This is a genomic window from Pseudomonas sp. 7-41 (assembly GCF_021233075.1).
Lineage (GTDB): Bacteria > Pseudomonadota > Gammaproteobacteria > Pseudomonadales > Pseudomonadaceae > Aquipseudomonas > Aquipseudomonas veronii.
In genome coordinates this window covers 5,314,295-5,339,968 of sequence record NZ_CP089551.1, presented here as the reverse complement: position 1 = coordinate 5,339,968, position 25,674 = coordinate 5,314,295, and the positions used below count along the sequence as shown (strand labels likewise).

The 25,674-nt window shown below is 60.1% G+C and carries 25 protein-coding genes, 4 tRNA genes and 1 riboswitch; of the genes, 19 read left to right on the top strand and 10 right to left on the bottom strand.

Annotated features, from left to right (window positions below; translation table 11 throughout):
* Window positions 1–12 precede the first annotated feature (12 nt).
* From LQ249_RS24175 to astE, 9 genes are all read left to right on the top strand, one after another.
* Window positions 13–777 carry an ABC transporter ATP-binding protein gene (locus LQ249_RS24175; RefSeq protein ID WP_046382323.1) on the top strand — a complete coding sequence of 255 codons (765 nt, stop codon included), beginning with the start codon at window positions 13–15 and terminating at the stop codon, window positions 775–777.
* 209 nt (window positions 778–986) lie between these two features.
* Window positions 987–1,967 (top strand): GlxA family transcriptional regulator, encoded by a 981-nt coding sequence (locus LQ249_RS24170; RefSeq protein WP_017849213.1) that lies wholly within the window; start codon window positions 987–989, stop codon window positions 1,965–1,967.
* A 267-nt stretch (window positions 1,968–2,234) separates the two neighbouring features.
* Window positions 2,235–3,455 (top strand): aspartate aminotransferase family protein, encoded by a 1,221-nt coding sequence (locus LQ249_RS24165; RefSeq protein ID WP_046382325.1) that lies wholly within the window; start codon window positions 2,235–2,237, stop codon window positions 3,453–3,455.
* Between the two features lie 204 nt (window positions 3,456–3,659).
* Window positions 3,660–4,679, top strand: a complete 1,020-nt coding sequence (aruF, locus tag LQ249_RS24160; RefSeq protein WP_017849211.1) for an arginine/ornithine succinyltransferase subunit alpha — start codon at window positions 3,660–3,662, stop codon at window positions 4,677–4,679.
* A gap of 50 nt (window positions 4,680–4,729) precedes the next feature.
* Entirely contained in the window at window positions 4,730–5,755 is a 1,026-nt protein-coding gene (gene astA, locus LQ249_RS24155; protein WP_017849210.1) for an arginine N-succinyltransferase, read from the top strand.
* Complete coding sequence (gene astD / locus LQ249_RS24150; protein ID WP_165933344.1) at window positions 5,752–7,221, top strand: succinylglutamate-semialdehyde dehydrogenase; 1,470 nt, start codon at window positions 5,752–5,754, stop codon at window positions 7,219–7,221. The genes astA and astD overlap by 4 nt, the downstream gene beginning before the upstream one ends.
* Window positions 7,222–7,371: 150 nt before the next feature.
* A complete protein-coding gene (gene astB / locus LQ249_RS24145) occupies window positions 7,372–8,718 on the top strand; it encodes an N-succinylarginine dihydrolase (protein ID WP_046382327.1) in 1,347 nt (448 codons plus the stop codon).
* A 23-nt stretch (window positions 8,719–8,741) separates the two neighbouring features.
* Window positions 8,742–9,032 (top strand): hypothetical protein, encoded by a 291-nt coding sequence (locus LQ249_RS24140; RefSeq protein WP_017849207.1) that lies wholly within the window; start codon window positions 8,742–8,744, stop codon window positions 9,030–9,032.
* Between the two features lie 11 nt (window positions 9,033–9,043).
* On the top strand, window positions 9,044–10,048 hold the full coding sequence (astE, locus tag LQ249_RS24135) for a succinylglutamate desuccinylase (RefSeq protein WP_017849206.1): 1,005 nt from the start codon (window positions 9,044–9,046) through the stop codon (window positions 10,046–10,048).
* 131 nt (window positions 10,049–10,179) lie between these two features.
* Here astE and LQ249_RS24130 read toward each other — a convergent pair whose 3' ends face one another.
* Window positions 10,180–10,689 (bottom strand): 6,7-dimethyl-8-ribityllumazine synthase, encoded by a 510-nt coding sequence (locus tag LQ249_RS24130; RefSeq protein WP_017849205.1) that lies wholly within the window; start codon window positions 10,687–10,689, stop codon window positions 10,180–10,182.
* Between the two features lie 113 nt (window positions 10,690–10,802).
* Window positions 10,803–10,972: riboswitch (FMN riboswitch) on the bottom strand.
* A gap of 190 nt (window positions 10,973–11,162) precedes the next feature.
* On the opposite strand from LQ249_RS24130, the gene ltaE reads away from it, so the two are divergent.
* From ltaE to mgtE, 8 genes are all read left to right on the top strand, one after another.
* Window positions 11,163–12,167, top strand: a complete 1,005-nt coding sequence (gene ltaE / locus LQ249_RS24125) for a low-specificity L-threonine aldolase (protein ID WP_079444548.1) — start codon at window positions 11,163–11,165, stop codon at window positions 12,165–12,167.
* A gap of 146 nt (window positions 12,168–12,313) precedes the next feature.
* Window positions 12,314–14,932 (top strand): alanine--tRNA ligase, encoded by a 2,619-nt coding sequence (gene alaS / locus LQ249_RS24120; protein ID WP_232565950.1) that lies wholly within the window; start codon window positions 12,314–12,316, stop codon window positions 14,930–14,932.
* 97 nt (window positions 14,933–15,029) lie between these two features.
* Entirely contained in the window at window positions 15,030–16,271 is a 1,242-nt protein-coding gene (locus tag LQ249_RS24115) for an aspartate kinase (protein WP_017849202.1), read from the top strand.
* A gap of 173 nt (window positions 16,272–16,444) precedes the next feature.
* The gene (gene csrA / locus LQ249_RS24110) at window positions 16,445–16,633 is read left to right on the top strand and encodes a carbon storage regulator CsrA (RefSeq protein ID WP_003175645.1); all 189 of its coding nucleotides are present in this window, start codon (window positions 16,445–16,447) and stop codon (window positions 16,631–16,633) included.
* A 62-nt stretch (window positions 16,634–16,695) separates the two neighbouring features.
* Window positions 16,696–16,786, top strand: a tRNA-Ser gene (locus LQ249_RS24105).
* Window positions 16,787–16,894: 108 nt separating this feature from the next.
* Window positions 16,895–16,971: transfer RNA gene (locus LQ249_RS24100), tRNA-Arg, on the top strand.
* A 72-nt stretch (window positions 16,972–17,043) separates the two neighbouring features.
* Window positions 17,044–17,120, top strand: a tRNA-Arg gene (locus tag LQ249_RS24095).
* Window positions 17,121–17,456: 336 nt separating this feature from the next.
* Window positions 17,457–18,899: a magnesium transporter gene (gene mgtE / locus LQ249_RS24090; RefSeq protein WP_046382330.1), complete on the top strand. Its 1,443-nt coding sequence runs from the start codon at window positions 17,457–17,459 to the stop codon at window positions 18,897–18,899.
* 102 nt (window positions 18,900–19,001) lie between these two features.
* Here mgtE and LQ249_RS24085 read toward each other — a convergent pair whose 3' ends face one another.
* From LQ249_RS24085 to LQ249_RS24075, 3 genes are all read right to left on the bottom strand, one after another.
* Window positions 19,002–19,328 (bottom strand): Arc family DNA-binding protein, encoded by a 327-nt coding sequence (locus LQ249_RS24085; RefSeq protein WP_017849200.1) that lies wholly within the window; start codon window positions 19,326–19,328, stop codon window positions 19,002–19,004.
* Window positions 19,329–19,717: 389 nt separating this feature from the next.
* Window positions 19,718–19,897, bottom strand: a complete 180-nt coding sequence (locus tag LQ249_RS24080; RefSeq protein WP_017849199.1) for a PA3371 family protein — start codon at window positions 19,895–19,897, stop codon at window positions 19,718–19,720.
* An 11-nt stretch (window positions 19,898–19,908) separates the two neighbouring features.
* Window positions 19,909–20,136: a hypothetical protein gene (locus LQ249_RS24075; RefSeq protein ID WP_017849198.1), complete on the bottom strand. Its 228-nt coding sequence runs from the start codon at window positions 20,134–20,136 to the stop codon at window positions 19,909–19,911.
* 324 nt (window positions 20,137–20,460) lie between these two features.
* Between LQ249_RS24075 and LQ249_RS24070 the strand changes: the two genes are divergently transcribed.
* Window positions 20,461–20,537 (top strand) — tRNA-Arg (locus LQ249_RS24070).
* A gap of 179 nt (window positions 20,538–20,716) precedes the next feature.
* Window positions 20,717–21,939 (top strand): IS3 family transposase gene (locus LQ249_RS24065; protein ID WP_165933345.1). Its coding sequence is split into 2 segments (ribosomal slippage): window positions 20,717–21,068 and window positions 21,068–21,939, totalling 1,224 coding nucleotides; the frame shifts between segments, so codons are not numbered across the junction.
* A 175-nt stretch (window positions 21,940–22,114) separates the two neighbouring features.
* On the opposite strand, the gene LQ249_RS24060 is transcribed toward LQ249_RS24065, so the two are convergent.
* The 6 genes from LQ249_RS24060 to LQ249_RS24030 form a co-directional block, all read right to left on the bottom strand.
* Complete coding sequence (locus tag LQ249_RS24060; RefSeq protein WP_046382334.1) at window positions 22,115–22,480, bottom strand: YidH family protein; 366 nt, start codon at window positions 22,478–22,480, stop codon at window positions 22,115–22,117.
* 200 nt (window positions 22,481–22,680) lie between these two features.
* Window positions 22,681–22,869, bottom strand: coding sequence for a YgaP family membrane protein (locus tag LQ249_RS24050; protein ID WP_017849187.1), 189 nt, complete (start codon window positions 22,867–22,869; stop codon window positions 22,681–22,683).
* A 13-nt stretch (window positions 22,870–22,882) separates the two neighbouring features.
* Window positions 22,883–23,302 carry a DUF6691 family protein gene (locus LQ249_RS24045; protein ID WP_017849186.1) on the bottom strand — a complete coding sequence of 140 codons (420 nt, stop codon included), beginning with the start codon at window positions 23,300–23,302 and terminating at the stop codon, window positions 22,883–22,885.
* Window positions 23,299–23,739 (bottom strand): YeeE/YedE family protein, encoded by a 441-nt coding sequence (locus LQ249_RS24040; protein WP_201021460.1) that lies wholly within the window; start codon window positions 23,737–23,739, stop codon window positions 23,299–23,301. Before LQ249_RS24040 ends, LQ249_RS24045 begins: the two co-directional genes overlap by 4 nt.
* Complete coding sequence (locus LQ249_RS24035; protein WP_046385196.1) at window positions 23,736–24,050, bottom strand: ArsR/SmtB family transcription factor; 315 nt, start codon at window positions 24,048–24,050, stop codon at window positions 23,736–23,738. The genes LQ249_RS24040 and LQ249_RS24035 overlap by 4 nt, the downstream gene beginning before the upstream one ends.
* Window positions 24,051–24,329: 279 nt before the next feature.
* A complete protein-coding gene (locus LQ249_RS24030; protein ID WP_126589471.1) occupies window positions 24,330–25,616 on the bottom strand; it encodes a carbohydrate porin in 1,287 nt (428 codons plus the stop codon).
* Between the last annotated feature and the right edge of the window lie 58 nt (window positions 25,617–25,674).

Here is a 25,674-nt window from a genome sequence, read left to right as displayed (position 1 = left end):
AGAACCGACCGCATGTACAAGCTTGAAGTCCAAGACCTGCATAAACGCTATGGCAGTCATGAAGTGCTCAAAGGCGTGTCCCTGGCCGCCGCGGCCGGTGATGTGATCAGCATCATCGGTTCCAGCGGTTCGGGCAAAAGTACCTTTTTGCGCTGCGTCAACCTGCTGGAGCAGCCCCACGCCGGCAAGATCCTGCTCAATAACGAAGAGCTGAAACTGGTGGCCGGCAAAGACGGCGCCCTGCGGGCCGCCGACCCGAAACAGCTGCAACGCATGCGTTCGCGCCTGTCCATGGTGTTCCAGCATTTCAACCTGTGGTCGCACATGACCGCGCTGGAAAACGTGATGGAAGCCCCGGTGCATGTGCTGGGCATGTCGAAAAAGGACGCGCGGGAAAAGGCCGAGCACTACCTGGCCAAAGTCGGCGTGGGCCATCGTAAGGATGCGTTCCCCGGCCATATGTCCGGTGGCGAGCAACAGCGCGTGGCGATTGCCCGTGCGCTGGCGATGGAGCCGGAGGTGATGCTGTTCGACGAACCCACCTCGGCGCTGGACCCGGAGTTGGTCGGCGAAGTGTTGAAAGTGATGCAGGACCTGGCCCAGGAAGGCCGCACCATGGTGGTGGTGACCCACGAAATGGGCTTTGCCCGTGAAGTGTCCAACCAGCTGGTATTCCTGCACAAAGGCATCGTCGAAGAACGCGGCAACCCGCGCGAAGTGCTGGTCAATCCCCAGTCCGAGCGGCTTCAGCAGTTCCTCTCCGGCAGCTTGAAGTAGCCACTCCTTTTATGTGGGAGGGGGCTTGCCCCCGATAGCAGTCTGTCAGTTGATACATCTGGTGACTGATACACCGCAATCGGGGGCAAGTCGAATCGTCGCACCGCCCCTCCCACATTGGATGTTCATCGTTTTTGAGATTTGTGTTCGTTTACGGGCTAGCATTGGCCCACGGCTTCTTTCACTGTTTTTGCTTCGGATAGCCCTCCATGACTGCCCATCGAATTGGTTTCCTGATTTGGCCCAGCACAAAAGCACTGACGCTTGCGCTGGCTGAGGAGGCCTTGCGCGTTGCTCAGCGGGTGCATCCGGAGGTGGTCTATGAACTGTCGTTTCTGCAGGCCGAACCGCAGACCGATGGCGCCTGGCAACTGCCCGGCGGGCCGTGGGCCGGCAAGCTCGAAGGCTTCCAGAAACTGTTCCTGCTGGCCGACGAACCGCCCACCGCGATCGCTTCGCAGCTCAGCACCGCGCTCAAGCAACTGGTGCGCGCCGGGTGTGTGATCGGCGGCTTGTCGGCCGGTGTCTACCCGCTGGCTCATCTCGGTCTGCTCGACGGCTACCGTGCCGCCGTGCATTGGCGCTGGCAGGACGATTTCGCCGAGCGCTTCCCCAAGGTCATCGCCACCAGCCATCTGTTCGACTGGGACCGCGATCGCCTGACCGCCTGTGGCGGCATGTCGGTACTCGACCTGTTGCTGGCGGTGCTGGCCCGTGATCACGGCGCCGAGCTGGCCGGTGCGGTGTCCGAGGAACTGGTGGTGGAGCGCATCCGCGAAGGCGGCGAGCGCCAGCGCATCCCTCTGCAAAACCGCCTGGGCTCGAGCCATCCGAAGCTGACCCAGGCGGTGCTGTTGATGGAGGCCAACATTGAGGAACCGCTGACCACCGACGAAATCGCCCAGCATGTCTGCGTGTCGCGACGACAACTGGAACGCATCTTCAAGCAATACCTCAATCGCGTCCCCAGCCAGTATTACCTGGAACTGCGCCTGAACAAGGCCCGCCAGATGCTGATGCAAACCAGCAAGTCGATCATCCAGATCGGCCTGTCCTGCGGCTTCTCCTCGGGGCCGCACTTCTCCAGCGCCTACCGCAATTTCTTCGGCGCCACCCCCCGCGAAGACCGCAACCAGCGACGCAGCAGCAGCCCGTTCGAGTTGTCGTCGGTGCCGTCCGAACGCGGTTGATCTCACCCGCGCGATCCCTGCGGTAGATAGATAGCCGACCGCCGGCCAAGTTACGCCTATCCTGCTCGACCACCTGCCGCTGTGCCCCGGTAGCGTTTAAACTGCGCCATTGCGATGCTATTTGTCGCATTGGCGTAAACCCGCCAAAATCGCGGGTTGGCGCTATAAGAAGTTGTCGCTTGGCGGCAAGGCCGCGCTGAAAACTGTCCTTACAATCCCTGCATCGCCCGCCAGTTCCAGGCAGGCGTTCCTCTTCAGGAGACTCCGATGTCCGTTGAGCAAGCCCCGGTGCAACGTGCCGATTTCGACCAGGTCATGGTGCCCAATTACGCACCTGCCGCATTCATTCCCGTGCGCGGCGCAGGTTCGCGCGTGTGGGACCAGGCGGGTCGCGAGCTGATCGACTTTGCCGGCGGCATCGCGGTCAATGTTTTGGGCCATGCCCACCCGGCGCTGGTCGGTGCGTTGACCGAACAGGCCCACAAGCTGTGGCACGTCTCCAACGTCTTCACCAATGAGCCGGCCCTGCGCCTGGCCCACAAGTTGATCGACGCCACTTTTGCCGAGCGTGTGTTCTTCTGCAACTCCGGCGCCGAAGCCAACGAGGCTGCGTTCAAGCTGGCCCGTCGCGTGGCGTTCGACCGCTTCGGCAGCGAGAAATACGAGATCATCGCCGCCCTCAACAGCTTCCACGGCCGCACCCTGTTCACCGTCAACGTCGGTGGCCAGTCGAAGTACTCCGACGGCTTCGGGCCGAAGATCACCGGTATCACCCATGTGCCGTTCAATGACCTGGCCGCGCTGAAAGCTGCCGTGTCGGACAAGACCTGCGCCGTGGTGCTGGAACCGGTGCAAGGCGAGGGCGGCGTACTGCCGGCCGAGCTGGCCTACCTGCAAGGCGCCCGCGAACTGTGCGACGCCCACGACGCGCTGCTGGTGTTCGACGAAGTGCAGACCGGCATGGGCCGCAGCGGCCATCTGTTCGCCTACCAGCACTACGGTGTGGTGCCGGACATTCTCACCAGCGCCAAGAGCCTGGGCGGCGGTTTCCCGATTGCCGCGATGCTCACCACGGAAGCCTTGGCCAAGCACTTGGTGGTCGGCACCCACGGCACCACCTACGGCGGCAACCCGCTGGCGTGTGCGGTGGCGGGGGCGGTGATCGATGTGATCAACACGCCTGAAGTGCTGGCCGGCGTCAACGCCAAGCACGACCTGTTCAAGGCCCGCCTGGAACAGATCGGCAAACAATACGGGATCTTCAGCGAAGTGCGCGGCCTCGGCCTGCTGCTCGGTTGCGTGTTGAGCGACGCCTGGAAAGGCAAGGCCAAGGACGTGTTCAACGCGGCCGAGAAAGAAAACCTGATGATCCTGCAAGCCGGCCCCGACGTGGTGCGTTTCGCGCCGAGCCTGGTGGTGGAGGATGCGGACATCAATGAAGGCCTGGACCGTTTTGAGCGTGCTGTTAAGACACTGACCCAAGCCTGATACACATTTATCTGTCGGACTGGGTCGAATGTGGGAGGGGGCTTGCCCCCGATAGCAGTCTGTCAGTTGATACATCTGGTGACTGATACACCGCTATCGGGGGCAAGTCGAATCGTCGCACCGCCCCTCCCACATTGGATATGTGTTGTTCCTGACCTGTCCGGTACTTTTTCCTATGAGTTTTTCGAGTTAAGGAGTGACACCATGCTGGTGATGCGCCCCGCGCAAATGGCTGATCTGGGCGAGGTGCAGCGTCTGGCTGCGGACAGCCCGATTGGTGTCACCTCCTTGCCGGACGATGTGGAGCGCCTGAGCGACAAGATCGCCGCCAGCGAAGCGTCCTTCGCTGCCGAGGTCAGTTTCAACGGTGAAGAAAGCTATTTCTTCGTGCTCGAAGACACCGAGACCGGCAAGCTCGTCGGCTGCTCGGCCATCGTCGCCTCGGCCGGCTACTCGGAACCGTTCTACAGCTTCCGTAACGAGACCTTCGTCCACGCCTCCCGCGAGCTGAAGATCCACAACAAGATCCACGTGCTTTCCCAGTGCCACGACCTCACCGGCAACAGCCTGCTCACCAGCTTCTACGTGGTGCCGGAGCTGGTCGGTTCGCCGTGGTCGGAACTCAATTCCCGCGGCCGCCTGTTGTTCGTCGCCAGCCATCCCGAGCGCTTCGCCGACTCGGTGGTGACCGAGATTGTCGGCTACAGCGACGAGAACGGTGATTCGCCGTTCTGGGACGCCATCGGGCGCAACTTCTTCGACCTCAACTACGCCGCCGCCGAGCGCCTGTGCGGGCTGAAAAGCCGCACGTTCCTCGCCGAGCTGATGCCGCACTACCCGATCTACGTGCCGCTGCTGCCGGACGAAGCCCAGGAAGCCATGGGCCAGGTGCATCCGCGTGCGCAGATCACCTTCGACATCCTCATGCGCGAAGGCTTCGAGACCGATCACTACATCGACATCTTCGACGGCGGCCCGACGCTGCACGCGCGGGTCTCGGGCATTCGCTCGATCGCCCAGAGCCGCGTGGTACCGGTGAAGATCGGCGAGAGGGTCAAGGGTGTCGGCCGCCAGTACCTGGTGAGCAACGCGCAGTTGCAGGATTACCGCGCGGTGCTGCTGGAGCTGGACTACGCGCCCGGCAAACCGGTGACCCTGGACCTGGAAGCAGCCGAAGCCCTGGGCGTCGGCGAAGGCGCCAGCGTGCGTTTGGTTGCGGTTTAACGCAGAGTTTTGCGGGTGGCCTGAGCGGGCGGCCCGCCTGAGGAGATAGCATGATCGTTCGTCCCGTACGCAGCAGCGATTTACCGGCCCTGATTGATCTGGCGCGCAGCACCGGCACCGGCCTGACCACCTTGCCGGCCAACGAAGAGCGCCTGACCCACCGGGTCGGCTGGGCCGAAAAGACCTTCCGCGGCGAAGCCGGGCGCGGGGATGCCGACTACCTGTTCGTGCTGGAAAACGACGAAGGCCGCGTGGTGGGGATTTCCGCCATCGCCGGCGCCGTCGGCCTGCGCGAGCCCTGGTACAACTTCCGGGTCGGCCTGACCGTCAGCGCCTCCCAGGAGCTGAATATCTACCGTGAGATCCCGACGCTGTTCCTGGCCAACGACCTCACCGGCAACTCCGAACTGTGTTCGTTGTTCCTGCACGCCGATTACCGCAACGGCCTCAACGGCCGCATGCTGGCCAAGGCGCGCTTGCTGTTTATCGCGGAGTTCCCGCAGTTGTTCGGCAACAAGATCATCGCCGAGATGCGCGGCGTGTCCAATGAAGCCGGGCGTTCGCCGTTCTGGGAAAGCCTGGGCCGACACTTCTTCAAGATGGAATTCAGCCAGGCCGACTACCTCACCGGCGTGGGCAACAAAGCCTTTATCGCCGAGTTGATGCCGAAATTTCCGCTGTACAGCTGCTTCCTGTCGGAGGATGCGCGCAACGTGATCGGCAAGGTCCACCCGGACACCGAGCCGGCGCTGAGCATGCTCAAGAGCGAAGGGTTCAGCTACCAGGGCTATGTCGACATTTTCGACGCCGGCCCGGCGGTGGAATGTGAGACCAGCAAGATCCGTGCGGTGCGCGACAGCCAGTCGCTGGTGTTGGCCATCGGCACGCCAGGCGACGACGCCACGCCGTTCCTGATCCATAACCGCAAGCGCGAAGAGTGCCGCATCACCGCCGCACCGGCCCGCCTGGCGGCAGGCACGCTGGTGGTCGATCCGTTGACCGCCAAGCGCCTGCAGCTGGTGGTGGGCGATCAAGTGCGTGCCGTACCGTTGTCTGCTGCTCGGGAGTCGAAATAATGAATTCGCTGTATATCGCAGGTAGCTGGCTGGCTGGTCAGGGTGAGTTGTTCGAATCGCGCAACCCGGTGACCCAGCACGTGCTGTGGGCCGGCAATGGCGCCAGCGCCGAACAGGTCGAATCCGCCGTGCAGGCGGCGCGCCAGGCGTTTCCGGCGTGGGCCCGGCGCTCGTTGGAAGAGCGCATCGGCGTGCTCGAAGCCTTCGCCAATGCCTTGAAAAGCCGCGCCGATGAAATTGCCCGCTGCATCGGTGAAGAAACCGGCAAGCCCCTGTGGGAATCGGCCACCGAAGTCACCAGCATGGCCAACAAGATCGCAATCTCGGTGCAAAGCTACCGCGAGCGTACCGGCGAGAAGAGCGGCCCGCTGGGCGACGCCACCGCCGTGCTGCGCCACAAGCCTCACGGCGTGGTGGCGGTGTTTGGTCCTTACAACTTCCCCGGCCACCTGCCCAATGGGCATATCGTCCCGGCGTTGCTGGCGGGCAATACCGTGCTGTTCAAACCCAGCGAGTTGACCCCGAAAGTCGCCGAGCTGACCGTGCAATGCTGGATCGAAGCCGGCCTGCCGGCGGGCGTGTTGAACCTGCTGCAAGGTGCGCGGGAAACCGGGATCGCCCTGGCGGCCAACCCGGGTATCGACGGGTTGTTCTTCACCGGCTCCAGCCGCACCGGCAACCACCTGCACCAGCAGTTCTCCGGGCGCCCGGACAAGATCCTGGCCCTGGAAATGGGCGGTAACAACCCGCTGGTGGTGGATCAAGTGGCCGACGTGGATGCGGCGGTCTACACCATCATCCAATCGGCGTTTATCTCGGCCGGCCAGCGTTGCACCTGTGCCCGTCGCTTGCTGGTGCCCGAAGGCGCCTGGGGCGATGCGCTGCTGGCGCGGCTGGTGGCGGTCAGCGCGACGATTACGGTCGGTGCATTCGACCAGCAACCGGCGCCGTTCATGGGCTCGGTGATTTCCCTGGCGGCGGCGAAAGCCTTGATGGACGCCCAGGAACTGCTGTTGGCCAACGGCGCCGTGGCGCTGCTGGAAATGACCCAGCCGCAGGCTCAGGCCGCGTTGTTGACCCCGGGCATCATTGACGTGACCGAAGTGAGTGAGCGCGCCGATGAAGAGTTGTTCGGCCCGCTGTTGCAGGTGATCCGCTACGCTGATTTCGCCGCGGCGATTGCCGAGGCCAATAACACCCAGTACGGCCTGGCCGCCGGTTTGTTGTCGGACTCCGAAGCGCGCTACCAGCAGTTCTGGCTGGAAAGCCGCGCCGGGATCGTCAACTGGAACAAACAACTGACCGGCGCCGCCAGTACCGCGCCGTTCGGCGGTGTCGGGGCTTCGGGCAACCATCGCGCTAGCGCCTATTACGCAGCGGATTATTGCGCGTACCCGGTGGCGTCCCTGGAAACCCCAAGCCTGGTGCTGCCAGCCACACTCACCCCCGGCATTACACTGATCTAAAGGTGGGAGGGGGCTTGCCCCCGATAGCGGTGGATCAGTCACCTGATTCATCAACTGGCAGACTGCTATCGGGGGCAAGCCCCCTCCCACACTTGACCCGGGGTGTGTTGAAGATTGCCTATAAAAACAGATGTTCGTGGAGCCTCGCCGATGAAATCCTATGAAGTCAATTTTGACGGTCTAGTGGGGCCGACCCATAACTACGGCGGTTTGTCCTACGGCAACGTCGCGTCCCAGAGCAACAGCCAGCAAGCTTCCAACCCCAAGGAAGCGGCGTTGCAGGGCCTGCAGAAAATGAAAGCGCTGATGGACATGGGTTTTGTGCAAGGCGTGCTGGCGCCGCAGGAACGCCCGGACGTGGCTGCCTTGCGCAACCTCGGCTTCAGCGGCAGCGATGCCCAGGTCATCCAGCACGCGGCCAAGCACGCCATGCCATTGCTGGTCGCCAGTTGCTCGGCGTCGAGCATGTGGGTGGCCAACGCCGCCACCGTCAGCCCGAGCGCCGACACGGCGGATGGCCGCGTGCATTTCACCGCCGCCAACCTCAACTGCAAATACCACCGCAGCATCGAACACCCGACCACCAGCCGCGTATTGGGGGCGATGTTTGCCGATGCGAAACACTTCGCCCATCACGCCGCGTTGCCGGCGGTGGCGCAGTTCGGCGACGAAGGCGCGGCCAACCACACACGTTTTTGCCGTGACTATGGCGAGGCCGGCGTGGAGTTTTTCGTGTTCGGCCGCAGCGCGTTCGATACCCGTTACCCGGCACCGCAGAAGTACCCGGCGCGCCAGACCCTCGAAGCCTCCCAGGCCGTCGCCCGCCTGCACGGCCTGAAAGACGCTGGCGTGGTCTTCGCCCAGCAGAACCCGGCGGTGATCGATGCCGGCGTGTTCCATAACGACGTGATCGCGGTGGGCAATGGCGAAATGCTGTTCTATCACGAGGACGCGTTCCTCAACACCGAGACGATGCTTGCCGAGTTGCAGGCCAAGTTGGGCAAGCTGGGCGGCAACTTCCAGTCGGTGTGCGTGCCGCGTGCCCAGGTCAGCGTCGAAGACGCGGTGCGTTCCTACCTGTTCAACAGCCAATTGCTGACCCGCGCCGACGGCTCGATGCTATTGATCGTGCCGGAAGAGTGCCGCGCCAACGCACGTGTCTGGCAGTATCTGCAAGGTCTGACCGCTGCCGGTGGTTTGATCCGCGAGGTCAAGGTCTTCGACCTCAAGCAAAGCATGCAGAACGGCGGCGGCCCGGCGTGCCTGCGTTTGCGCGTGGCGTTGAACGAAACCGAGCTGGCGGCGGTGAACCCAGGGGTTATCATGACCGCGCCGCTGTATGAAACGCTGACCCAGTGGGTCGACAAGCACTACCGCGACAGCCTGCGCGAAAGCGACCTGGCTGACCCGCAATTGCTGCTTGAATGCCGGACGGCATTGGATGAACTGACGCAAATCCTTAAACTGGGCGCGGTATATCCTTTCCAGATCAATTAACGCCACACGGCCGAGAGCTATTTATGAGCACCGATACCCTGCAACTGATCCTTGAAGACACCGACGGCACCCAGCTGCAAACCTCCTGCACCCGCGTTGCCGTGATCTGGCAGGGCAAGGAAGTCTGGATTCAGCACGACGGCCGTGGCCAACTGCTGATCGGTGTGGACGTGGAAGAAGGCGACGCCGAGTACGCCAACCTGCTGATGCGCCCACTGGCCACCAACCTGATGAGCCTGCAACTGGAAATGGAACCGGCCGACGTTGAGGGTGATGACGACGATCACGTCCACGGCCCAGGCTGCAACCACTAAGGAAGCTGCTTATGCTCGCCCTCGGCAAACTCCTTGAACTGACTCTCGCCGGTCGTGAACCGGCGCAAAAAATTCAACTGACTGTCGACGGCGTGCAGATGCGCTGGCTCAGCGAAGGCGCGCTCGAAGTACGCCCGCCGCAAGCGCGGGACAACGGCAGCGACGTGCTGCTGTCGTCCGGCATCCACGGCAACGAGACCGCGCCGATCGAACTGCTCGACCGCCTGTTGCATGGCATCGCCCGTGGGCAGATCAAACCCCGCACCCGTATTCTGTTCCTGTTCGGCAACCCCGAGGCCATGCGCCGCGGCGAGCGTTACCTCGAACTGGACGTCAACCGGCTGTTCAACGGCCGTCACGAAAAAAATATCGGCCCTGAAGCCATGCGCGCCGCCGAGCTGGAACAATTGGCCCGCAGCTTCTTCAGCCTGCCTGGCCGCTCGCGCCTGCATTACGACCTGCACACCGCCATTCGTGGTTCGAAGGTCGAGCAGTTCGCCCTCTACCCGTGGAAGGACGGGCGCCAGCATTCGCGCCACGAACTGGCCCGCTTGCGCGCCGCCGGTATGCAGGCGGTGCTGCTGCAGAACAAAGCTTCGATCACCTTCTCCGCCTTTACCTATGAGCAACTGGGCGCCGAGGCCTTTACCCTGGAATTGGGCAAGGCGCGGCCGTTCGGGCAGAACCAGGATGTGGACGTGTCGCGCCTGGAAACCCGGCTGACGCAGATCATCGAAGGCACCGAGCCGGACACCGGCAGCCTGGATGGCCTGCAGCTGTTTGCCGTGTCCCGCGAAGTCATCAAGCACAGCGATGCATTCCTGTTGCACCTGCCGGCGGACGTGGAAAACTTTTCGCCGTTGGCCCAGGGCTATCTGCTCGCCGAAGACGTCGCCAAGACCCGCTGGGTGATCGAGGAGGAGGGCGCACGCATCATCTTCCCGAACCCGAAGGTGAAGAATGGCTTGCGCGCAGGGATATTGATCGTGCCGACCACGGACGCCGGGCTGGCGTAGATCTCAGCCTTAACCGGATCCAAATGTGGGAGGGGGCTTGCCCCCGATTGCGGTGTAACTGTCAGAAAATTTTTAACTGACAGACCGCTATCGGGGGCAAGCCCCCTCCCACATTGGTGTTGCGGTGTTGCTTAGACTGCTACCGCACGCGGCTCGCTGCGGCGGATCGCACGTACCTTGTGCAAGGTGTCGGCACAGGTACGCGCCGCTTCCTGGCCTTTGTGTACGAAGTGATCATGGAAGAAGGCGTGGTGCTCGCTGCCAGCGTGGAAGTGGTGCGGGGTCAGAGACACCGAGAACACCGGCACTTCGGTTTCCAGCTGAACCTGCATCAGGCCGCTGACCACCGATTGGGCGACGAATTCGTGGCGGTAGATGCCGCCGTCCACCACCAGGGCCGCGGCGACGATGCCGGCGTAACGGCCGGTCTTGGCCAGCAGCTTGGCGTGCAGGGGCATTTCAAAGGCGCCGCCGACTTCGAAGAAATCGATGTCCGATTCCTGGTAACCCAGGGCGATCATTTCGCTGAGAAAGCCTTTGCGCGATTGGTCGACAATATCCTTGTGCCAGCAGGCCTGGATAAACGCGACGCGCTCGCCGTGATGGTTTTTGCTTTTGCTGTCGATTGCGGTGGGTTGCATGTTCTGACTCCTGTTTAAGAAAAAAACAGGGCGTTATGAATCGAATGGGATTTAAGGGTACGAACAGCTGGGTCATGCAGGCATGAACTCAGCGCGCGGCCCTTTTGCGCCAATCCCGTTCTCTCTTCATCCGGACTATGACCGTCGGCCCCGGGATCACACCGGGTCTGCTGACCTTGTCGCCGTCCTGCCGGAGCAGTTCGAGGCGCCAAGCGCTCGCGGGCTATGCACATTGCGCGCAATTACCGCCGGTGGGGAATTGCACCCCGCCCTGAGAACGTTGCCGCCAGAACCCTGGCGGCGGAGAGTTTTTAACATGGTTTTTCAGAAACTGCACGATTGCCGTATCGATAGCCTATATCGGTTTGTTTGATTGATATTCGATTGACGCAGCATAGGGCTTGATATTCCGTGGCTTTACCCGCAGTAATCGTCAGTACGAAAGAACGCCCAACCCATCAGAGGCCAGTTTGATGACCGTGATAGACCTGCGCAGCGACACCGTGACCCAACCCACCCCCGGCATGCTCGATGCGATGGCCAGCGCCGTCAGCGGCGATGACGTGTATGGCGAAGACCCTAGCGTCAATCGCCTGGAGGCCGAACTGGCCAAGCGCCTGGGGTTCGCTGCGGCGTTGTTCGTGCCCACCGGCACCATGAGCAACCTGCTGGCGTTGATGGCCCACTGTGAGCGCGGCGAGGAATACATCGTCGGTCAGCAGGCCCACACCTATAAGTACGAAGGCGGCGGCGCGGCGGTGCTGGGTTCGATCCAGCCGCAACCACTGGAAGTGCAGGCGGACGGTTCCCTGGACCTGGATCAGGTGCTGGAAGCGATCAAGCCCGATGATTTCCACTTCGCCCGCACCCGCCTGTTGGCGCTGGAGAACACCATGCAGGGCAAGGTGCTGCCGCTGGAGTACCTGGCCAGGGCACGTGCGTTTACCCGTGAACATGGCCTGGCCCTGCACCTGGACGGCGCGCGGCTCTACAACGCGGCGGTCAGGCTCGACGTGGACGCGCGGGAGATCACCCAGCATTTCGATTCGGTGTCGGTGTGCCTGTCCAAGGGCCTGGGCGCGCCAATTGGCTCGGTGTTGTGTGGCTCCACGGCGCTGATCGCCAAGGCGCGGCGTTTGCGCAAGATGGTCGGCGGCGGTATGCGCCAGGCCGGTTCCCTGGCGGCGGCGGGGCTGTATGCCCTTGACCATCAGGTGCAGCGCCTGGCCGACGACCACGCCAACGCCCAATGGCTGGGGGATGAACTGCGCAAGGCCGGGTATGCGGTGGAGCCGGTGCAGACCAACATGGTCTACGTGCAGCTCGGCGACCGGGCGCAGGCCCTGAAGACGTTTGCCGCCGAGCGCGGCATCAAGTTGAGCGCCGCACCGCGCCTGCGCATGGTCACGCACCTGGACGTGAGCCGTGCGCAGATCGAGCAAGTGGTGCAGGCATTCGTCGAGTTTTCTCGGAAATGACCGTGCAGACTGTCTAATTGACTGTTTCTATCACATAAACACGCTGTACCACCGGCAAAGGGCCGATATAATGCGGCCCTTTGCCGTCGCTCCGTCTGATGATGTTGCGCACTGGCCTTTGGCCTCAGACTCCGTGGAAGAACCTAATGAAAAGCGCAGAAATCCGTGAAGCCTTCCTTCGCTTCTTCGAAGAGCAAGGCCACACCCGTGTCGCCTCCAGCTCCTTGATCCCAGGCAATGACCCCACCCTGCTGTTCACCAACGCGGGGATGAACCAGTTCAAGGACTGCTTCCTGGGCCAGGAAAAGCGCGCCTATACCCGCGCGGTCAGCAGCCAGAAATGCGTGCGCGCCGGTGGCAAGCACAACGACCTGGAAAACGTCGGCTACACCGCCCGTCACCACACGTTTTTCGAAATGCTCGGCAACTTCAGCTTTGGCGACTATTTCAAGAAGGACGCGATCAACTTCGCCTGGACCTTCCTCACTGGCGTGCTGAAACTGCCGAAGGAAAAGCTCTGGGTCACCGTCTACGCCAGCGATGACGAAGCCTACGACATCTGGACCCAGCAAGTCGGCGTGCCGCCTGAGCGCATGGTGCGTATCGGCGACAACAAGGGCGCGCCTTACGCCTCCGACAACTTCTGGACCATGGGCGACACCGGCCCGTGCGGCCCATGCACCGAGATTTTCTACGATCACGGCGCCGATATCTGGGGCGGCCCACCGGGTTCGCCGGAAGAAGACGGCGACCGTTACATCGAGATCTGGAACAACGTGTTCATGCAGTTCAACCGCACCGCCGATGGCGTGTTGCACCCGCTGCCGGCACCGTCGGTGGATACCGGCATGGGCCTGGAGCGGATCAGTGCGGTGATGCAGCACGTTCACTCCAACTACGAGATCGACCTGTTCCAGAGCCTGCTGGCCGCTGCGGCCAAGGCTATCGGTTGTGCCAATGAAGACCAGGCATCGCTCAAAGTGGTGGCTGACCACATCCGTTCCTGCGGTTTCCTGATTGCCGACGGCGTGCTGCCGTCCAATGAAGGCCGTGGCTACGTGCTGCGCCGTATCATCCGTCGCGCCTGCCGCCACGGTAACAAGCTGGGCGCCAACGGCAGCTTCTTCTACCAGATCGTCGCGGCGCTGGTCGCCGAGATGGGCGCAGCCTTCCCGGAACTCACCCAGAACCAGGCGCACATCGAGCGCGTGCTCAAGGCCGAAGAAGAGCAGTTCGCCAAGACCCTGGAACAGGGCCTGAAAATCCTCGAGCAAGACCTCGCCGGCCTGCAGGGCAGCGTGGTGCCGGGCGATGTGGTGTTCAAACTCTACGACACCTACGGTTTCCCGATGGACCTGACCGGCGACATCGCCCGTGAGCGCAACCTGACCCTCGACGAGGAAGGTTTCGAACGCGAGATGGAAGCCCAGCGCGTGCGCGCCCGTTCCGCCAGTTCCTTCGGCATGGACTACAACAGCCTGGTCAAGGTTGACGTGGCCACCGAGTTCACCGGCTATACGGCCACCCACGGTTCGGCCAAAGTGATCGCGCTGTATAAAGACGGCCAGTCGGTCGACGTCCTGAATGAAGGCGATGACGGCGTGGTGGTCCTGGACCGGACGCCGTTCTATGCCGAATCCGGTGGCCAGATCGGCGACTGCGGTTTCCTCAAGGCGTCTTCCGGTCGTTTCGATGTGCGTGATACCACCAAGACCGGCGGCGCATTCCTGCACCACGGCGTATTGGCGTCGGGCAGCCTGATCGTCGGTTCGCCGGTGGACGCCCAGGTGGACGCCGACGTGCGCCACGCCACTGCGCTGAACCACTCGGCCACCCACTTGCTGCACGCGGCACTGCGCCAGGTGTTGGGCGAGCACGTCCAGCAGAAGGGTTCGTTGGTCGACAGCCAGCGCCTGCGTTTCGACTTCAGCCACTTCGAAGCGATCAAGCCTGCGCAGATCAAGGCCATGGAAGACATCGTCAACGCCCAGGTGCGCAAGAACACCGCGGTGGAAACCGAGGAAACCGACATCGAGACCGCCAAGGCCAAGGGCGCGATGGCGCTGTTCGGCGAGAAATACGGCGACAACGTGCGCGTCCTGAGCATGGGCGGCAACTTCTCGGTGGAACTGTGCGGTGGGATCCACGCCAACCGTACCGGCGACATCGGCCTGCTGAAAATCATCAGCGAAGGCGGTGTGGCGTCCGGTGTGCGTCGTATTGAAGCGGTAACCGGTGCTGCGGCCCTGGCCTACCTCAATGCGGGTGAAGAACAACTCAAGGAAGCGGCCAGCCTGGTCAAGGGTAGCCGTGACAATCTGATCGACAAACTGTCCGCCGTGCTGGAGCGCAACCGTGCGCTGGAGAAACAGCTGGAACAGTTGCAGGCCAAGGCGGCCAGCGCGGCAGGCGACGATCTGTCGGCTTCCGCCCAGGACGTCAAGGGCGTGAACGTCCTGGCGGCGCGCCTGGACGGCCAGGACGGCAAGGCGTTGTTGGCCTTGGTCGATCAGTTGAAGAACAAGCTCGGCCGCGCAGTGATCCTGCTCGGCAGTGTCCATGAGGATAAGGTCGTTCTGGTTGCCGGTGTAACCAAAGACCTGACTGGCCAACTCAAAGCCGGTGATTTGATGAAACAAGCCGCTGCGGCAGTGGGCGGGAAGGGCGGTGGTCGTCCGGACATGGCACAAGGCGGTGGTGTAGACGCCGGTGCCCTGGACGCGGCCCTGGCCCTGACCGTGCCGTTTGTCGAGGCTGGCATTTAAGGCGCTGTGAATGAGCCCGTGGTCTAGTCGCGGGCTCGCTCGGTTGCTGGAAGATTGGTTTATTGGGCGCCCCTTTACGGGCTGAGGCGGCTTAGAAATGGCTTTGATCGTACAGAAATTTGGAGGCACCTCGGTCGGCTCTGTCGAAAGAATCGAGCAGGTCGCCGACAAGGTTAAGAAATTCCGCGATGCCGGCGACGACCTCGTCGTGGTGCTGTCGGCCATGAGCGGCGAAACCAATCGCCTGATCGAACTGGCCAAGGCTATCAGCGGCGATCAACAACCGCTGCCGCGTGAGCTGGATGTGATCGTGTCCACCGGCGAGCAGGTGACCATTGGCCTGCTGGCCATGGCGCTGAACAAGCGCGGTGTGCCGGCCGTGTCCTACACTGGCAGTCAGGTGCGTATCCTCACCGACAGCGCGCACACCAAGGCGCGCATCCTGCAGATCGATGATCAGAAGATTCGCGCTGATCTGAAGGCCGGTCGTGTGGTAGTCGTCGCCGGTTTCCAGGGCGTCGACGAGCACGGCAATATCACCACCCTCGGGCGTGGCGGTTCGGACACCACCGGTGTGGCCCTGGCGGCCGCGCTCAAGGCTGACGAATGCCAGATCTACACCGATGTGGATGGCGTCTACACCACCGATCCGCGCGTGGTGTCCGTGGCTCAGCGCCTGGACAAGATCACCTTCGAAGAGATGCTGGAAATGGCCAGCCTCGGTTCCAAGGTGTTGCAGATCCGCGCGGTGGAATTCGCCGGCAAGTACAACGTTCCGCTGCGCGTATTGCACAGCTTCAAAGAGGGTCCGGGCACCCTCATTACTATTGATGAAGAGGAATCCATGGAACAGCCGATCATTTCCGGCATCGCTTTCAACCGCGATGAAGCCAAGCTGACGATCCGTGGCGTGCCAGACACCCCGGGCGTGGCATTCAAGATCCTCGGCCCGATCAGTGGCGCGAACATTGAAGTCGACATGATCGTGCAGAACGTTTCGCACGATAACACCACCGATTTCACCTTCACCGTTCACCGCAACGAGTACGAAGCGGCCGAGCGTATCCTGCAGAACACTGCGAGCGGGATTGGCGCGCGTGAAGTGGTCGGCGATACCAAGATCGCCAAGGTATCGATCGTAGGTGTGGGCATGCGTTCCCATGCCGGCGTTGCCAGCCGCATGTTCGAGGCCCTGGCCAAGGAAAGCATCAACATCCAGATGATCTCCACCTCGGAAATCAAAGTCTCGGTGGTGATCGAAGAGAAGTACCTGGAACTGGCTGTACGCGCACTGCATACCGCTTTTGAGCTGGACGCTCCGGCCCGACAGGGCGAGTGATGCAAGGCCAGGAAGGCGCGGTTTACCGCGCCTTTCATTTTTTTGTAGGGCGCATGTTGTTTTGCGTGGGCTCGACAATACTTAGCTGGTAGGGCTATGGCCGCTGAGCCGTAGGTCGAAGGCCTTTTTTTGCAGACTGTTGTTCCTGAACTGAAGTGCGTGAGGTGAAAGGTATGTTGATTCTGACTCGTCGTTGCGCAGAAAGCCTGATTATTGGTGATGGAGAAATCACCGTGACCGTGCTCGGCGTCAAAGGCAATCAAGTGCGTATTGGGGTAAATGCTCCGAAAGAGGTAGCGGTCCACCGCGAGGAAATCTATCTGCGGATCAAGAAAGAGAAGGACGAAGAACCAAGCCTTTAATTTTTATCGTTTTTTATGTTTGCAAACGGGGATGAACGTGGTTAATATACGCCCCGTGTTGCGGAGAGCTGGCCGAGTGGCCGAAGGCGCTCCCCTGCTAAGGGAGTACACCTCAAAAGGGTGTCGGGGGTTCGAATCCCCCGTTCTCCGCCATTATTTGCTTAGTACGTTGCAATCTGGATTTATCGATAAGTTGTTGAAATTAATCGAAAAAATCGCTTTACATAGAGATTGAACGGCCTATAATGCGCGGCAACAAATGCACTCGTAGCTCAGCTGGATAGAGTACTCGGCTACGAACCGAGCGGTCACAGGTTCGAATCCTGTCGAGTGCACCATTTAAGAGTCAGTTGCAGTAATGCAGGTGATTCGGTTACAACCAGTTGTGATCTGGTCTAAAAACACAATCTGCACTCGTAGCTCAGCTGGATAGAGTACTCGGCTACGAACCGAGCGGTCACAGGTTCGAATCCTGTCGAGTGCACCATACAAACAAAAAGCCCGCCTAGTGCGGGCTTTTTGCCGTCTGGGGTTTGTAGGATTAAACCTTTTCTTCTCGCGCCATGTGTTTTCCATTCGCGTGGCAGCGTCGCAATTCATAGATGCGGCCAATTCTCAGCTTTGGCTCGCAAGCGCTTGTTCTTACCAGTTTTTTGACGTTAAAAGCGGCGGGCGGTGTATCATTGCGCCCGTCAGCCCCGCCGGGGCTTGTGGAACACCTCCATGGACTTACCCAGTAGTTACTCAGTACCCCGTTTTACCAATCATGAATTGACTGATTGATCCTTCCGGCGTGCCCCGCTGCTGGGAGTGGAGTTCGCCTATGACCGAAGTAGAAGTAAAGAAAACACAAGAAAGCCTGCAGGATCGCCTGGCTCAAGTCATTGAGCTGCTGCAGCGCCAGCGCGTGGTCGAAGAGCTCACGCACCGCCAGGAAGGTCCGCACCACGACCGCGTCGAAAACCTGGTTCATCGGCAAAACCTCGTCGAGTTGCAACGCAAGCTCGATGATCTGCACTCCGCCGACGTCGCTTATATCCTTGAAGCCTTGCCGCTGGATGATCGACTGACCCTTTGGCAGTTGGTCAAGGCCGACCGCGACGGCGACATCCTGCTCGAAGTATCCGACTCCGTCCGTGAAACCCTGATCGCCGACATGGATGATCACGAGCTTCTGGCCGCGGCCCGGGAGATGGACGCCGACGAACTGGCCGACCTGGCCCCCGAGCTGCCCCGTGATGTTGTCCATGAGCTGATGGAAGCCCTCGACAGCCAGCAGCGTGAGCGCGTGCGCTCCGCGCTGTCCTATGACGAGGATCAGGTCGGTGCCCTGATGGACTTCGAGATGGTCACCATCCGCGAAGACGTCAGCCTGGAAGTGGTACTGCGTTACCTGCGCCGCCTGAAAGAGCTGCCAGGGCACACCGACAAGCTGTTCGTGGTCGACTACGAAGGCATTCTCAAGGGCGTGCTGCCGATCAAGCGCCTGCTGGTCAACGACCCGGAGAAGAAGGTTGCGGACGTGATGGCCAGCGATCCGGTGGGTTTCCATCCGGATGAAGACGCCTACGACGCCGCCCAGGCCTTCGAACGTTACGACTTGATCTCGGCCCCGGTGGTCGACAAGAACGGCAAGCTGATCGGCCGTCTGACCATCGATGAAATGGTCGACCTGATCCGTGAAGAAAGTGAAACCGAAGTCCTCAACATGGCGGGTCTGCGTGAAGAGGAAGATATTTTTGCCTCGGTCTGGCGCTCCCTGCGTAACCGCTGGGCGTGGCTGGCCGTAAACCTGATCACCGCGTTCATCGCTTCGCGGGTGATCGGGCTGTTCGAAGGTTCGATCGAAAAGCTGGTGGCACTGGCGGCGTTGATGCCAATCGTTGCCGGGATCGGCGGTAACTCCGGCAACCAGACCATTACCATGATCGTGCGCGCCATGGCGCTCGACCAGGTCAATACCGGCAACACCTCGCGCCTGATGCGCAAGGAGTTGGCGGTGGCGCTGATCAATGGCGTGGTGTGGGGCGGGGTGATCGGGATCGTGGCCTACTTGCTGTACGGCAGTTGGTCGCTGGGGGTGGTCATGACCGCCGCCATGACCCTTAACCTGCTGTTGGCGGCCTTGATGGGGGTGCTGATCCCCATGACCCTGGCACGCCTTGGGCGCGACCCAGCCATGGGCGCCAGTGTGATGATTACCGCCATGACCGACAGCGGCGGCTTCTTCATCTTCCTTGGCCTGGCGACGATCTTCCTGCTCTGACCCCTCGCGGCGGGGGCAACCCAGCCCCCGCCCAGTACTGCCTTCCCGAATTGCGCGCAAAAAAAAGCCAGCACATGGCTGGCTTCGGCTTTCAGGAACAGATCATTCGGCTTCTGCGGCCGCCTCAACGTCGTGCGCAATAAGCGAGACAAGGGCATTTTGCTGGCGGTGGGAGAGCTGACGAAAACGCTGCAGCAGTTCGCGTTCGTGCAGTGACAGCTCAGGGCTGTCCAGGCGCATGCTTAGCTCTTCGCCCAACGCACCTTCCTGAATGAGGCTCTGCTCCAGGCGCGCGATGATTTCGGAGTTCATGCTGCGGTGATGATTGCGAGCCACCTCGGCAATGCGTTCCCGCATTCCGTCTGGCAGACGTACGACGAACTTGTCAGCCGTACGGCTGGAATAAATTGCCTGTTTCAATGGGCGCATATATTTAACCGGTTAGTTCAGGGGAGCGGTTATTGGAATTGGCCGCAAGATGAGTGTTAAGACAAGGCTCACGACCAAAGTTCAACCTGAATTGCAAAGAGGCCGCATCATGCCTCAGTTTTGCCGGTTCCTTGGCGTCAATTCTGTGACAAATATTGAACTGCCTAAAGGCTTTATGCCAGTACTGATTTGCTTTTTTGCGGACTGGTTGGAAAACTTTTTTGCGAGCGATCGTCACAATTCATCGTCCCGCAAGCCGTTGCTGCCAAGGGGTTTGGGGCGCATATCGTATCGTGATATGGCCTTTTGCCCTTGTTTTTAAGACTAGTGGCAATTTGCCGATTTGCTAGTGCGAGGCGACATAAGGTAGGTGTGCCAGCGAGCGAAAATCAGCGCAGCACGGGGTCGAATCTGATTCGGCGGCCGACGATCAGCGTCAACAGCAGGAAGCTGCCGAACACGACGCTGGTGATGAGGGCGGTGGTGCGAGCGTCCTGGGACGAGGTAGACATGCCCAGCACGGCAGTCACGACGGTCAGGCACAAAAACAGCCAGGCGGCTTTGGACATGGAAGGCTTCCTCAGAAAACCCAGTGTTCAGTTGCGGGCGCGGCCTGAGTGCTTTGGGCCAGGCGCACGGGCGATTGCGGGTTGGCCGTCATCACTGCCAATTGCGGACGTTGTTGCAGATGATGCGGCACGGGCTGGCGGATCTGCGCGGTGTCATCGCTACCGTTCGACTGAAAATGAAACATCACCAGTGCGGCCAGGGCGACGGTATTGAGAGCCAACAGAAGGGTGCTGTTCATCGTCATCTTCTCCGCAACGGGTCCAGCCGAATGGTTTTGTAGGAGAAGTATTGCAGATGCCGTGCCAATGTTTTATTTCAATAAAATCAATGGTTTGAGTTTAATCTAAACAGCGCTCGGGTTGCAATTTGCAATGCTGGCATTTTGGCGTAGTGCATTTTGCACGATGGTCTCGAATGCCCGGGTTTGCTGGGCGAAACCGTGATCCGTGGCGCAAGCATTGGCTTACACTCAAAAAGCCCACGGACGACATGACAAAACCCACCTCGGCCGTTAACATGCACGCCGTCCGTCGCAGCGCCGTTGGCCCGATGGTTGTCATTTGTCCCAGTAGCTCAATTGGATAGAGCATCCCCCTCCTAAGGGGAAGGTTGGCCGTTCGAACCGGCCCTGGGACACCATACAAATAAAGCCTCTCGCGCCGATCCACTGCCAGCTCATTTTTCCCCGTGACAGCAGGATGACAGCAACAAGGCCAACAAAAAGCCCCGCCGGGTATTGCACCGGCGGGGCTTTTTTGTTTTTGATGTCCCGTCCTGAATAAGGTTTACGCCTTCTGACCTATCTTCAGGAGGACTCAATGGATACGGGCAAAAGGCGCAGCCAGCGCGACTACACGTTAGCTTTTAAATTATCGGTCGTAGACCAAGTCGAAAAAGGCGAGTTAAGTTATAAAGAGGCTCAACGGCGCTTTGGCATTCAGGGCCGGTCCACGGTACTGGTTTGGTTACGCAAGCATGGCCGACAGGACTGGAGTCAAGGCGCATCAATTCGAGCGCCGCGGAGCAAGCCAATGACCGACCCCAACCTCCCGCTAACACCCGAACAGCGGATCAAAGAGCTTGAAGAGCAACTGGCACTGAGCAATCAGAAAGCCCAGTTCTTTGAGGCTGTCGTGAATGTCTTGAAAAATGACTACGGTGTTTCCATCGTAAAAAAGCGACCCGGCAAGTCCTCTCGCAAGGGCAAATCCAAGACCTGAGCATTACCAGGGCTTGCCTGTTCATGGGTATTTCGCGTCAAGCGTATTACAAACGCAATCGAGTTTTTGATGCCCGAGTCCGCCAGGACCAGGAAGTGGTGGACTTTGTTCTGGAAAAGCGTCGACGCCAACCCAGGCTAGGAACGCGCAAGCTGCATTACCTGATGAGCATTGAGGCTGGTGCGGCATTAAGTGTCGGCAGAGACCGCCTGTTTGCCATCTTGAGAGAGGCGCGAGCGCTCGTTCCACGCAAGCGGGCCTACCATAAAACCACTCATAGCCATCATCGTTTTCGCCGCCATCCAAACCTGCTCAAAGCAGGTCCGGAACAAGTCGTAGCCAGCAGGCCCGAACAGGTTTGGGTCGCAGACATTACCTATCTACCAACGCGGGAAAGTGTCGCCTACGTCAGCCTGATAACGGACGCGTACTCACGCAAGATCGTAGGTCATCATGTGCATGAAAGCCTGCATACGGAATCGGTGATCAAAGCGCTGCAGAAAGCGGTTAGCCAGCGAAGCTCCAAGGAGCCGCTTGTCCATCACTCAGACCGCGGCGCCCAATACTGCTCCGACTTATACCAGCGGATGCACATCAAGCACGGGATCAGGTGCTCAATGACCGACGGTTATGATTGTTATCAGAACGCGATGGCCGAGAGGATAAACGGGATTTTGAAAACTGAATTTTTGCTACATCGCCCCAAAGACTTGGCAGACGCAGTAAAGATGGTGGATGAGTCGGTGCGGATCTACAACGGGGAGCGACCGCATTTCTCCCTGAAATACAAAACGCCCGATGCGGTGCACCGGGCGTTTTGAGACTGAAATAGGTGTAAACCTATTTCAGGACTAGACATGAATGGGCGACTCACTTAATCAGGGTCCAACGGTGAGCCAGGGTTATACTCGTTCGTTTGCTCGTCGAGAGATGCTCGACTGCACCCATCTACCGCCCATCGAGGAGGTCGAGTGAAGTCATGCAGGCCAGTCTTGCTCACATCATGAACAAATAGGCCATGAGCAAAACGCCAAGAATTGCAGTAATGACATTAATGCCAGGGCCGGTATTGACGCTGTAGCCAAGGGGGATCTCAACGGGTTTGAGGGTCTTGACCACCTTTTTGTATTGCCAGGATGACCAGCAGGCAACCCAGGAGCCCAGCATCAGAAAGGCCAGCCCGATCCAGAACGAAAAATGTTTTCCGGGAGAGCCCGGAGCGTCCGGTTTCAGCATCTGGAGCAGTAGCCCGGATCGTTCAATCACAAAGCCAAATGCCATCAGCGAAAGGCTGGTTCGGTTCCATGCCAGCAACGTGCGCTCGGCGGCAAAGAACACACGCGGATCGTTCAGGTCGGACATTGAGATTTCCTTGTTCACACAGCTTTTGAAACGACGCCACGCAGAATAGCTTTAAACAAAACCACTCGACGTGTCCGTTGATAGATCCAGCTGTTGGGATCAACGCACATATGCCCAGCGTAGCGTCCCGTGCTTGGCGCATAGCCACAAAATCGGCTGCGCCAATGCCCTCGTGCACGTGAACGCTATGGGGTTTTTGCTCAGCAACGGTTACAGGTTTGGATGCCCAGCAACCTGTACAAAGGGCAGAAACGGAAAATACCGGTAGCCAGTGGCACTAAGCCGATCCAGCCCCACCAGCCGATCACGCCCGACAGACTGAGGCCAATGAGAACCAGGCCGACGACAATGCGCAGGCTACGGTCAATGGTTCCAAGGTTCGCTTTCATGACGATCTCCCGATCAGTGGTTGCGCCGGGTCTCCAGCGCAGTAAACAACAACATGCCGGCCAGCATGGCCAACATGAACACGATTGCTTGCCAGCGTCCTGTCAGCAGAATTGCCACCGCAGGGCCTGGACAGATGCCTGCTATTCCCCAGCCGATGCCGAACAGCAGGCTGCCGCCGATCAGGCGCGGGTCCAACTCACGCTTGGTCGGCAGTTGCATTGGCTTTCCCAGCAGCGAGCGGGATTGGTGGCGCGCCCAGGTCAGCGGGCCAATGGCGACGCCAATCGCCCCGATCATGACCAGCGCGAGGGAAGGGTCCCAGGCACCGGCCAGATCCAGGAAAGCCAATACTTTGCTCGGGTTGGCCATGCCTGCCAGCAGCAGTCCCAGGCCAAACAGCAGGCCAGCAATGAATGCGGTCAGTTTGTTCATATCCAGGCTCCCAGCAGATGACGCAGGACAAATACGCTAAGGAAACCGCTGAACATAAAGCAGGCAGTGGCGATCATCGATCGCGGCGAAAGGCGCGATATGCCGCACACGCCGTGGCCGCTGGTGCAACCTGAACCGTAGCGTGTACCGATACCCACCAATACACCGGCGACGATCAGCCCGACCCCGCCGCTCTGGAATTCAATCGGCGGCAGCGCGGCGAACAAGCCCCATAGAAGCGGCGCGACGAGCAGGCCGAGGAGAAACAGCGCTTTCTCACCCGCACCTTCGCTGCCCCGTTGTAAAAGACTGCCGATCAAACCGCTGATGCCGGCGATACGTCCGTTGGCGACGACGAAAAGGCTGGCCGCCAGGCCAATCAATGCGCCGCCTGCAAGGGATGACCAGGGAGTGAAGTTGAGCCAGTCGATATTCATGAGGCTTCTCCAGCACAAAATTGTTGATACAAGGTTTGAATGACTGCCAATGCCGCCGGGCTGCAGATGCGATAGAACACCTGCTTTCCTTCTCGGCGCGTATCCACCAGGCCTTCGCGGCGCAGCACCGCCAACTGCTGAGAAAGCGTCGGTTGTTGTATCCCGAGCAGCGACTCCAGATCGCCGACATTGCGCTCGCCTTGGGATAGCTGGCAGAGCAGGATCAAGCGATCCGGATTGGCCAGAGCCTTGAGGAATTGGCTGGCAGCATCGGCGTTGGCGTGAAGCCGCTGGAGATCTGATTCGAGCATACGTTTGATCACTAATTGTTCAGTTGGTTAAATTATAGTATATAAAAATAATAAGTGTATACCGGCGCTGATCTGAATTCGTCACTGGCAGGAGAGGTCGATGGGTAAGTCGGGGGCTAAAGGCGGAGCTTGGGTCGGGCGCGGAGCGCCGGAGAAGGTCGGACAGTCGGCCCGCGTAGCGCTTGAGCACGTATTGATTGCGCTACAAGCTGAGATATCCGACCGCGTGTGCGATTGCGAAAGGGCACCGAATGGATGCCCCCTGTGCAAACGACGTTGTTAAAACGTCGCCTTGACCTGTAACCCCGCCGCCAGCGCGTTGTCACGCTTTTTGCCGGAGAACGCGCCGGGCTCGATGTAGTACTGCAGATCGGGGCGTAGTAGCAGCCAAGGTGTGACCTGTGCGCCGTAGTTGAGCTCAAGCATCTGCTCGCCGTTGTCGAGGTTGGCGATCATTTCGGCGTCTTCGAGGTTGGTCGCCTTGGCTTCTTGCACATCCCGTGTGCGCGAGTTGAGCACGGCGCGCCCATAGCCAAAAGAGATGGAGTCGTTCGGGCGGCTCGCGAAAGGCTTTTGTTTGACCAGGCCCACCGAGTACCAGCGGCGCATCGGCGAGGTCGCCGCGTTGCTGCTGGCCGCTTGGCCGAAGAGGCGTAGTACGCTTTGCGGGTCTTGCTCATCCCGCCAGATGGCTTGGTCAATCAACACATAGGCGCCGGTACGGTTTTCGCTCTTTTGCGTACTGCCGATCTTGGGGGCGTTGGAGGTGTCGTAGTACCAACCGACTTTGTATTGGCCGTTCAGGAAGGCGTTGTTATTGAAGATCGCCTCCAGTGGCAAAATCGCTCCCGTAGTGCCGTTGCTGGGCATGGAGAACGCTTTGGACGAGCGCGTGTTGTATTCCGGGTTGACTTGGAATACGGCGGTTTGCAGCGTCAGCGACGGGTTGACATCGTAACGCAGCTCGCCGCCCCAATGTGCTGTCGGGTAGTTGCCCCAGCCACTGCCGCTCGACATGGTCAGTGGGTGTGCACAAAAACCGGCGCTCACAAAGTTGCTCAAGATGGGCATACCACCGAAATCGGTGCCCATCACCATGAAGCCGAGTTTGGTGGAGAGGTCCGGCGAAAACAGGTTGCGTTGATAACTGAACTCGGTCAGCCGGGTGTATTCGCCGCCATAGTTTTCTTGGGACGACAGGCGGTTTCCAAGCAAGTCTTCGGTGGCGCTGTGGCCGCGACGGTCGTTAACCAGCAGTTGCACGCGTCCCGCATCGGGGCTGTCGAGCAATTTACTCAGATCAAACTGGGCGCCTATGCGTATTTGTTGCGAATAGCGGGTGCCGCGCTTGATCCCGCCATGCAAGTTGGAAATCGTTTCGGAACTGTAGTCACCGGTCAGTTTGATGCCCTTGTCGGTCAACTTTTGGCGTTCACCGCCCCAGTCGCCAGTGAGTGTAGAGCGGTTCATCAGATCGTCGGCCAGTGCCGGGGATGGGGCGAAAAGGCATAGGGACAAACCGCTGCACAGGCTGCTGGTCAGCATGGCGCGGAAAGAAAAAAGCATTTGGATGTGCTCCGTTACTGAGAAAGTGGGGGAATAGCTCAACGGCCCGCGTTGTTTA

What these genes read in the sequence shown, in the direction of transcription:
- LQ249_RS24175 (WP_046382323.1), top strand. Translation starts at nt 13, where the DNA reads ATGTACAAGCTTGAAGTCCAAGACCTGCATAAACGCTATGGCAGTCAT.
- LQ249_RS24170 (WP_017849213.1), top strand. Translation starts at nt 987, where the DNA reads ATGACTGCCCATCGAATTGGTTTCCTGATTTGGCCCAGCACAAAAGCA.
- LQ249_RS24165 (WP_046382325.1), top strand. Translation starts at nt 2,235, where the DNA reads ATGTCCGTTGAGCAAGCCCCGGTGCAACGTGCCGATTTCGACCAGGTC.
- aruF (WP_017849211.1), top strand. Translation starts at nt 3,660, where the DNA reads ATGCTGGTGATGCGCCCCGCGCAAATGGCTGATCTGGGCGAGGTGCAG.
- astA (WP_017849210.1), top strand. Translation starts at nt 4,730, where the DNA reads ATGATCGTTCGTCCCGTACGCAGCAGCGATTTACCGGCCCTGATTGAT.
- astB (WP_046382327.1), top strand. Translation starts at nt 7,372, where the DNA reads ATGAAATCCTATGAAGTCAATTTTGACGGTCTAGTGGGGCCGACCCAT.
- LQ249_RS24140 (WP_017849207.1), top strand. Translation starts at nt 8,742, where the DNA reads ATGAGCACCGATACCCTGCAACTGATCCTTGAAGACACCGACGGCACC.
- astE (WP_017849206.1), top strand. Translation starts at nt 9,044, where the DNA reads ATGCTCGCCCTCGGCAAACTCCTTGAACTGACTCTCGCCGGTCGTGAA.
- LQ249_RS24130 (WP_017849205.1), bottom strand. Translation starts at nt 10,689, where the DNA reads ATGCAACCCACCGCAATCGACAGCAAAAGCAAAAACCATCACGGCGAG.
- ltaE (WP_079444548.1), top strand. Translation starts at nt 11,163, where the DNA reads ATGACCGTGATAGACCTGCGCAGCGACACCGTGACCCAACCCACCCCC.
- alaS (WP_232565950.1), top strand. Translation starts at nt 12,314, where the DNA reads ATGAAAAGCGCAGAAATCCGTGAAGCCTTCCTTCGCTTCTTCGAAGAG.
- LQ249_RS24115 (WP_017849202.1), top strand. Translation starts at nt 15,030, where the DNA reads ATGGCTTTGATCGTACAGAAATTTGGAGGCACCTCGGTCGGCTCTGTC.
- csrA (WP_003175645.1), top strand. Translation starts at nt 16,445, where the DNA reads ATGTTGATTCTGACTCGTCGTTGCGCAGAAAGCCTGATTATTGGTGAT.
- mgtE (WP_046382330.1), top strand. Translation starts at nt 17,457, where the DNA reads ATGACCGAAGTAGAAGTAAAGAAAACACAAGAAAGCCTGCAGGATCGC.
- LQ249_RS24085 (WP_017849200.1), bottom strand. Translation starts at nt 19,328, where the DNA reads ATGCGCCCATTGAAACAGGCAATTTATTCCAGCCGTACGGCTGACAAG.
- LQ249_RS24080 (WP_017849199.1), bottom strand. Translation starts at nt 19,897, where the DNA reads ATGTCCAAAGCCGCCTGGCTGTTTTTGTGCCTGACCGTCGTGACTGCC.
- LQ249_RS24075 (WP_017849198.1), bottom strand. Translation starts at nt 20,136, where the DNA reads ATGAACAGCACCCTTCTGTTGGCTCTCAATACCGTCGCCCTGGCCGCA.
- LQ249_RS24060 (WP_046382334.1), bottom strand. Translation starts at nt 22,480, where the DNA reads ATGTCCGACCTGAACGATCCGCGTGTGTTCTTTGCCGCCGAGCGCACG.
- LQ249_RS24050 (WP_017849187.1), bottom strand. Translation starts at nt 22,869, where the DNA reads ATGAAAGCGAACCTTGGAACCATTGACCGTAGCCTGCGCATTGTCGTC.
- LQ249_RS24045 (WP_017849186.1), bottom strand. Translation starts at nt 23,302, where the DNA reads ATGAACAAACTGACCGCATTCATTGCTGGCCTGCTGTTTGGCCTGGGA.
- LQ249_RS24040 (WP_201021460.1), bottom strand. Translation starts at nt 23,739, where the DNA reads ATGAATATCGACTGGCTCAACTTCACTCCCTGGTCATCCCTTGCAGGC.
- LQ249_RS24035 (WP_046385196.1), bottom strand. Translation starts at nt 24,050, where the DNA reads ATGCTCGAATCAGATCTCCAGCGGCTTCACGCCAACGCCGATGCTGCC.
- LQ249_RS24030 (WP_126589471.1), bottom strand. Translation starts at nt 25,616, where the DNA reads ATGCTTTTTTCTTTCCGCGCCATGCTGACCAGCAGCCTGTGCAGCGGT.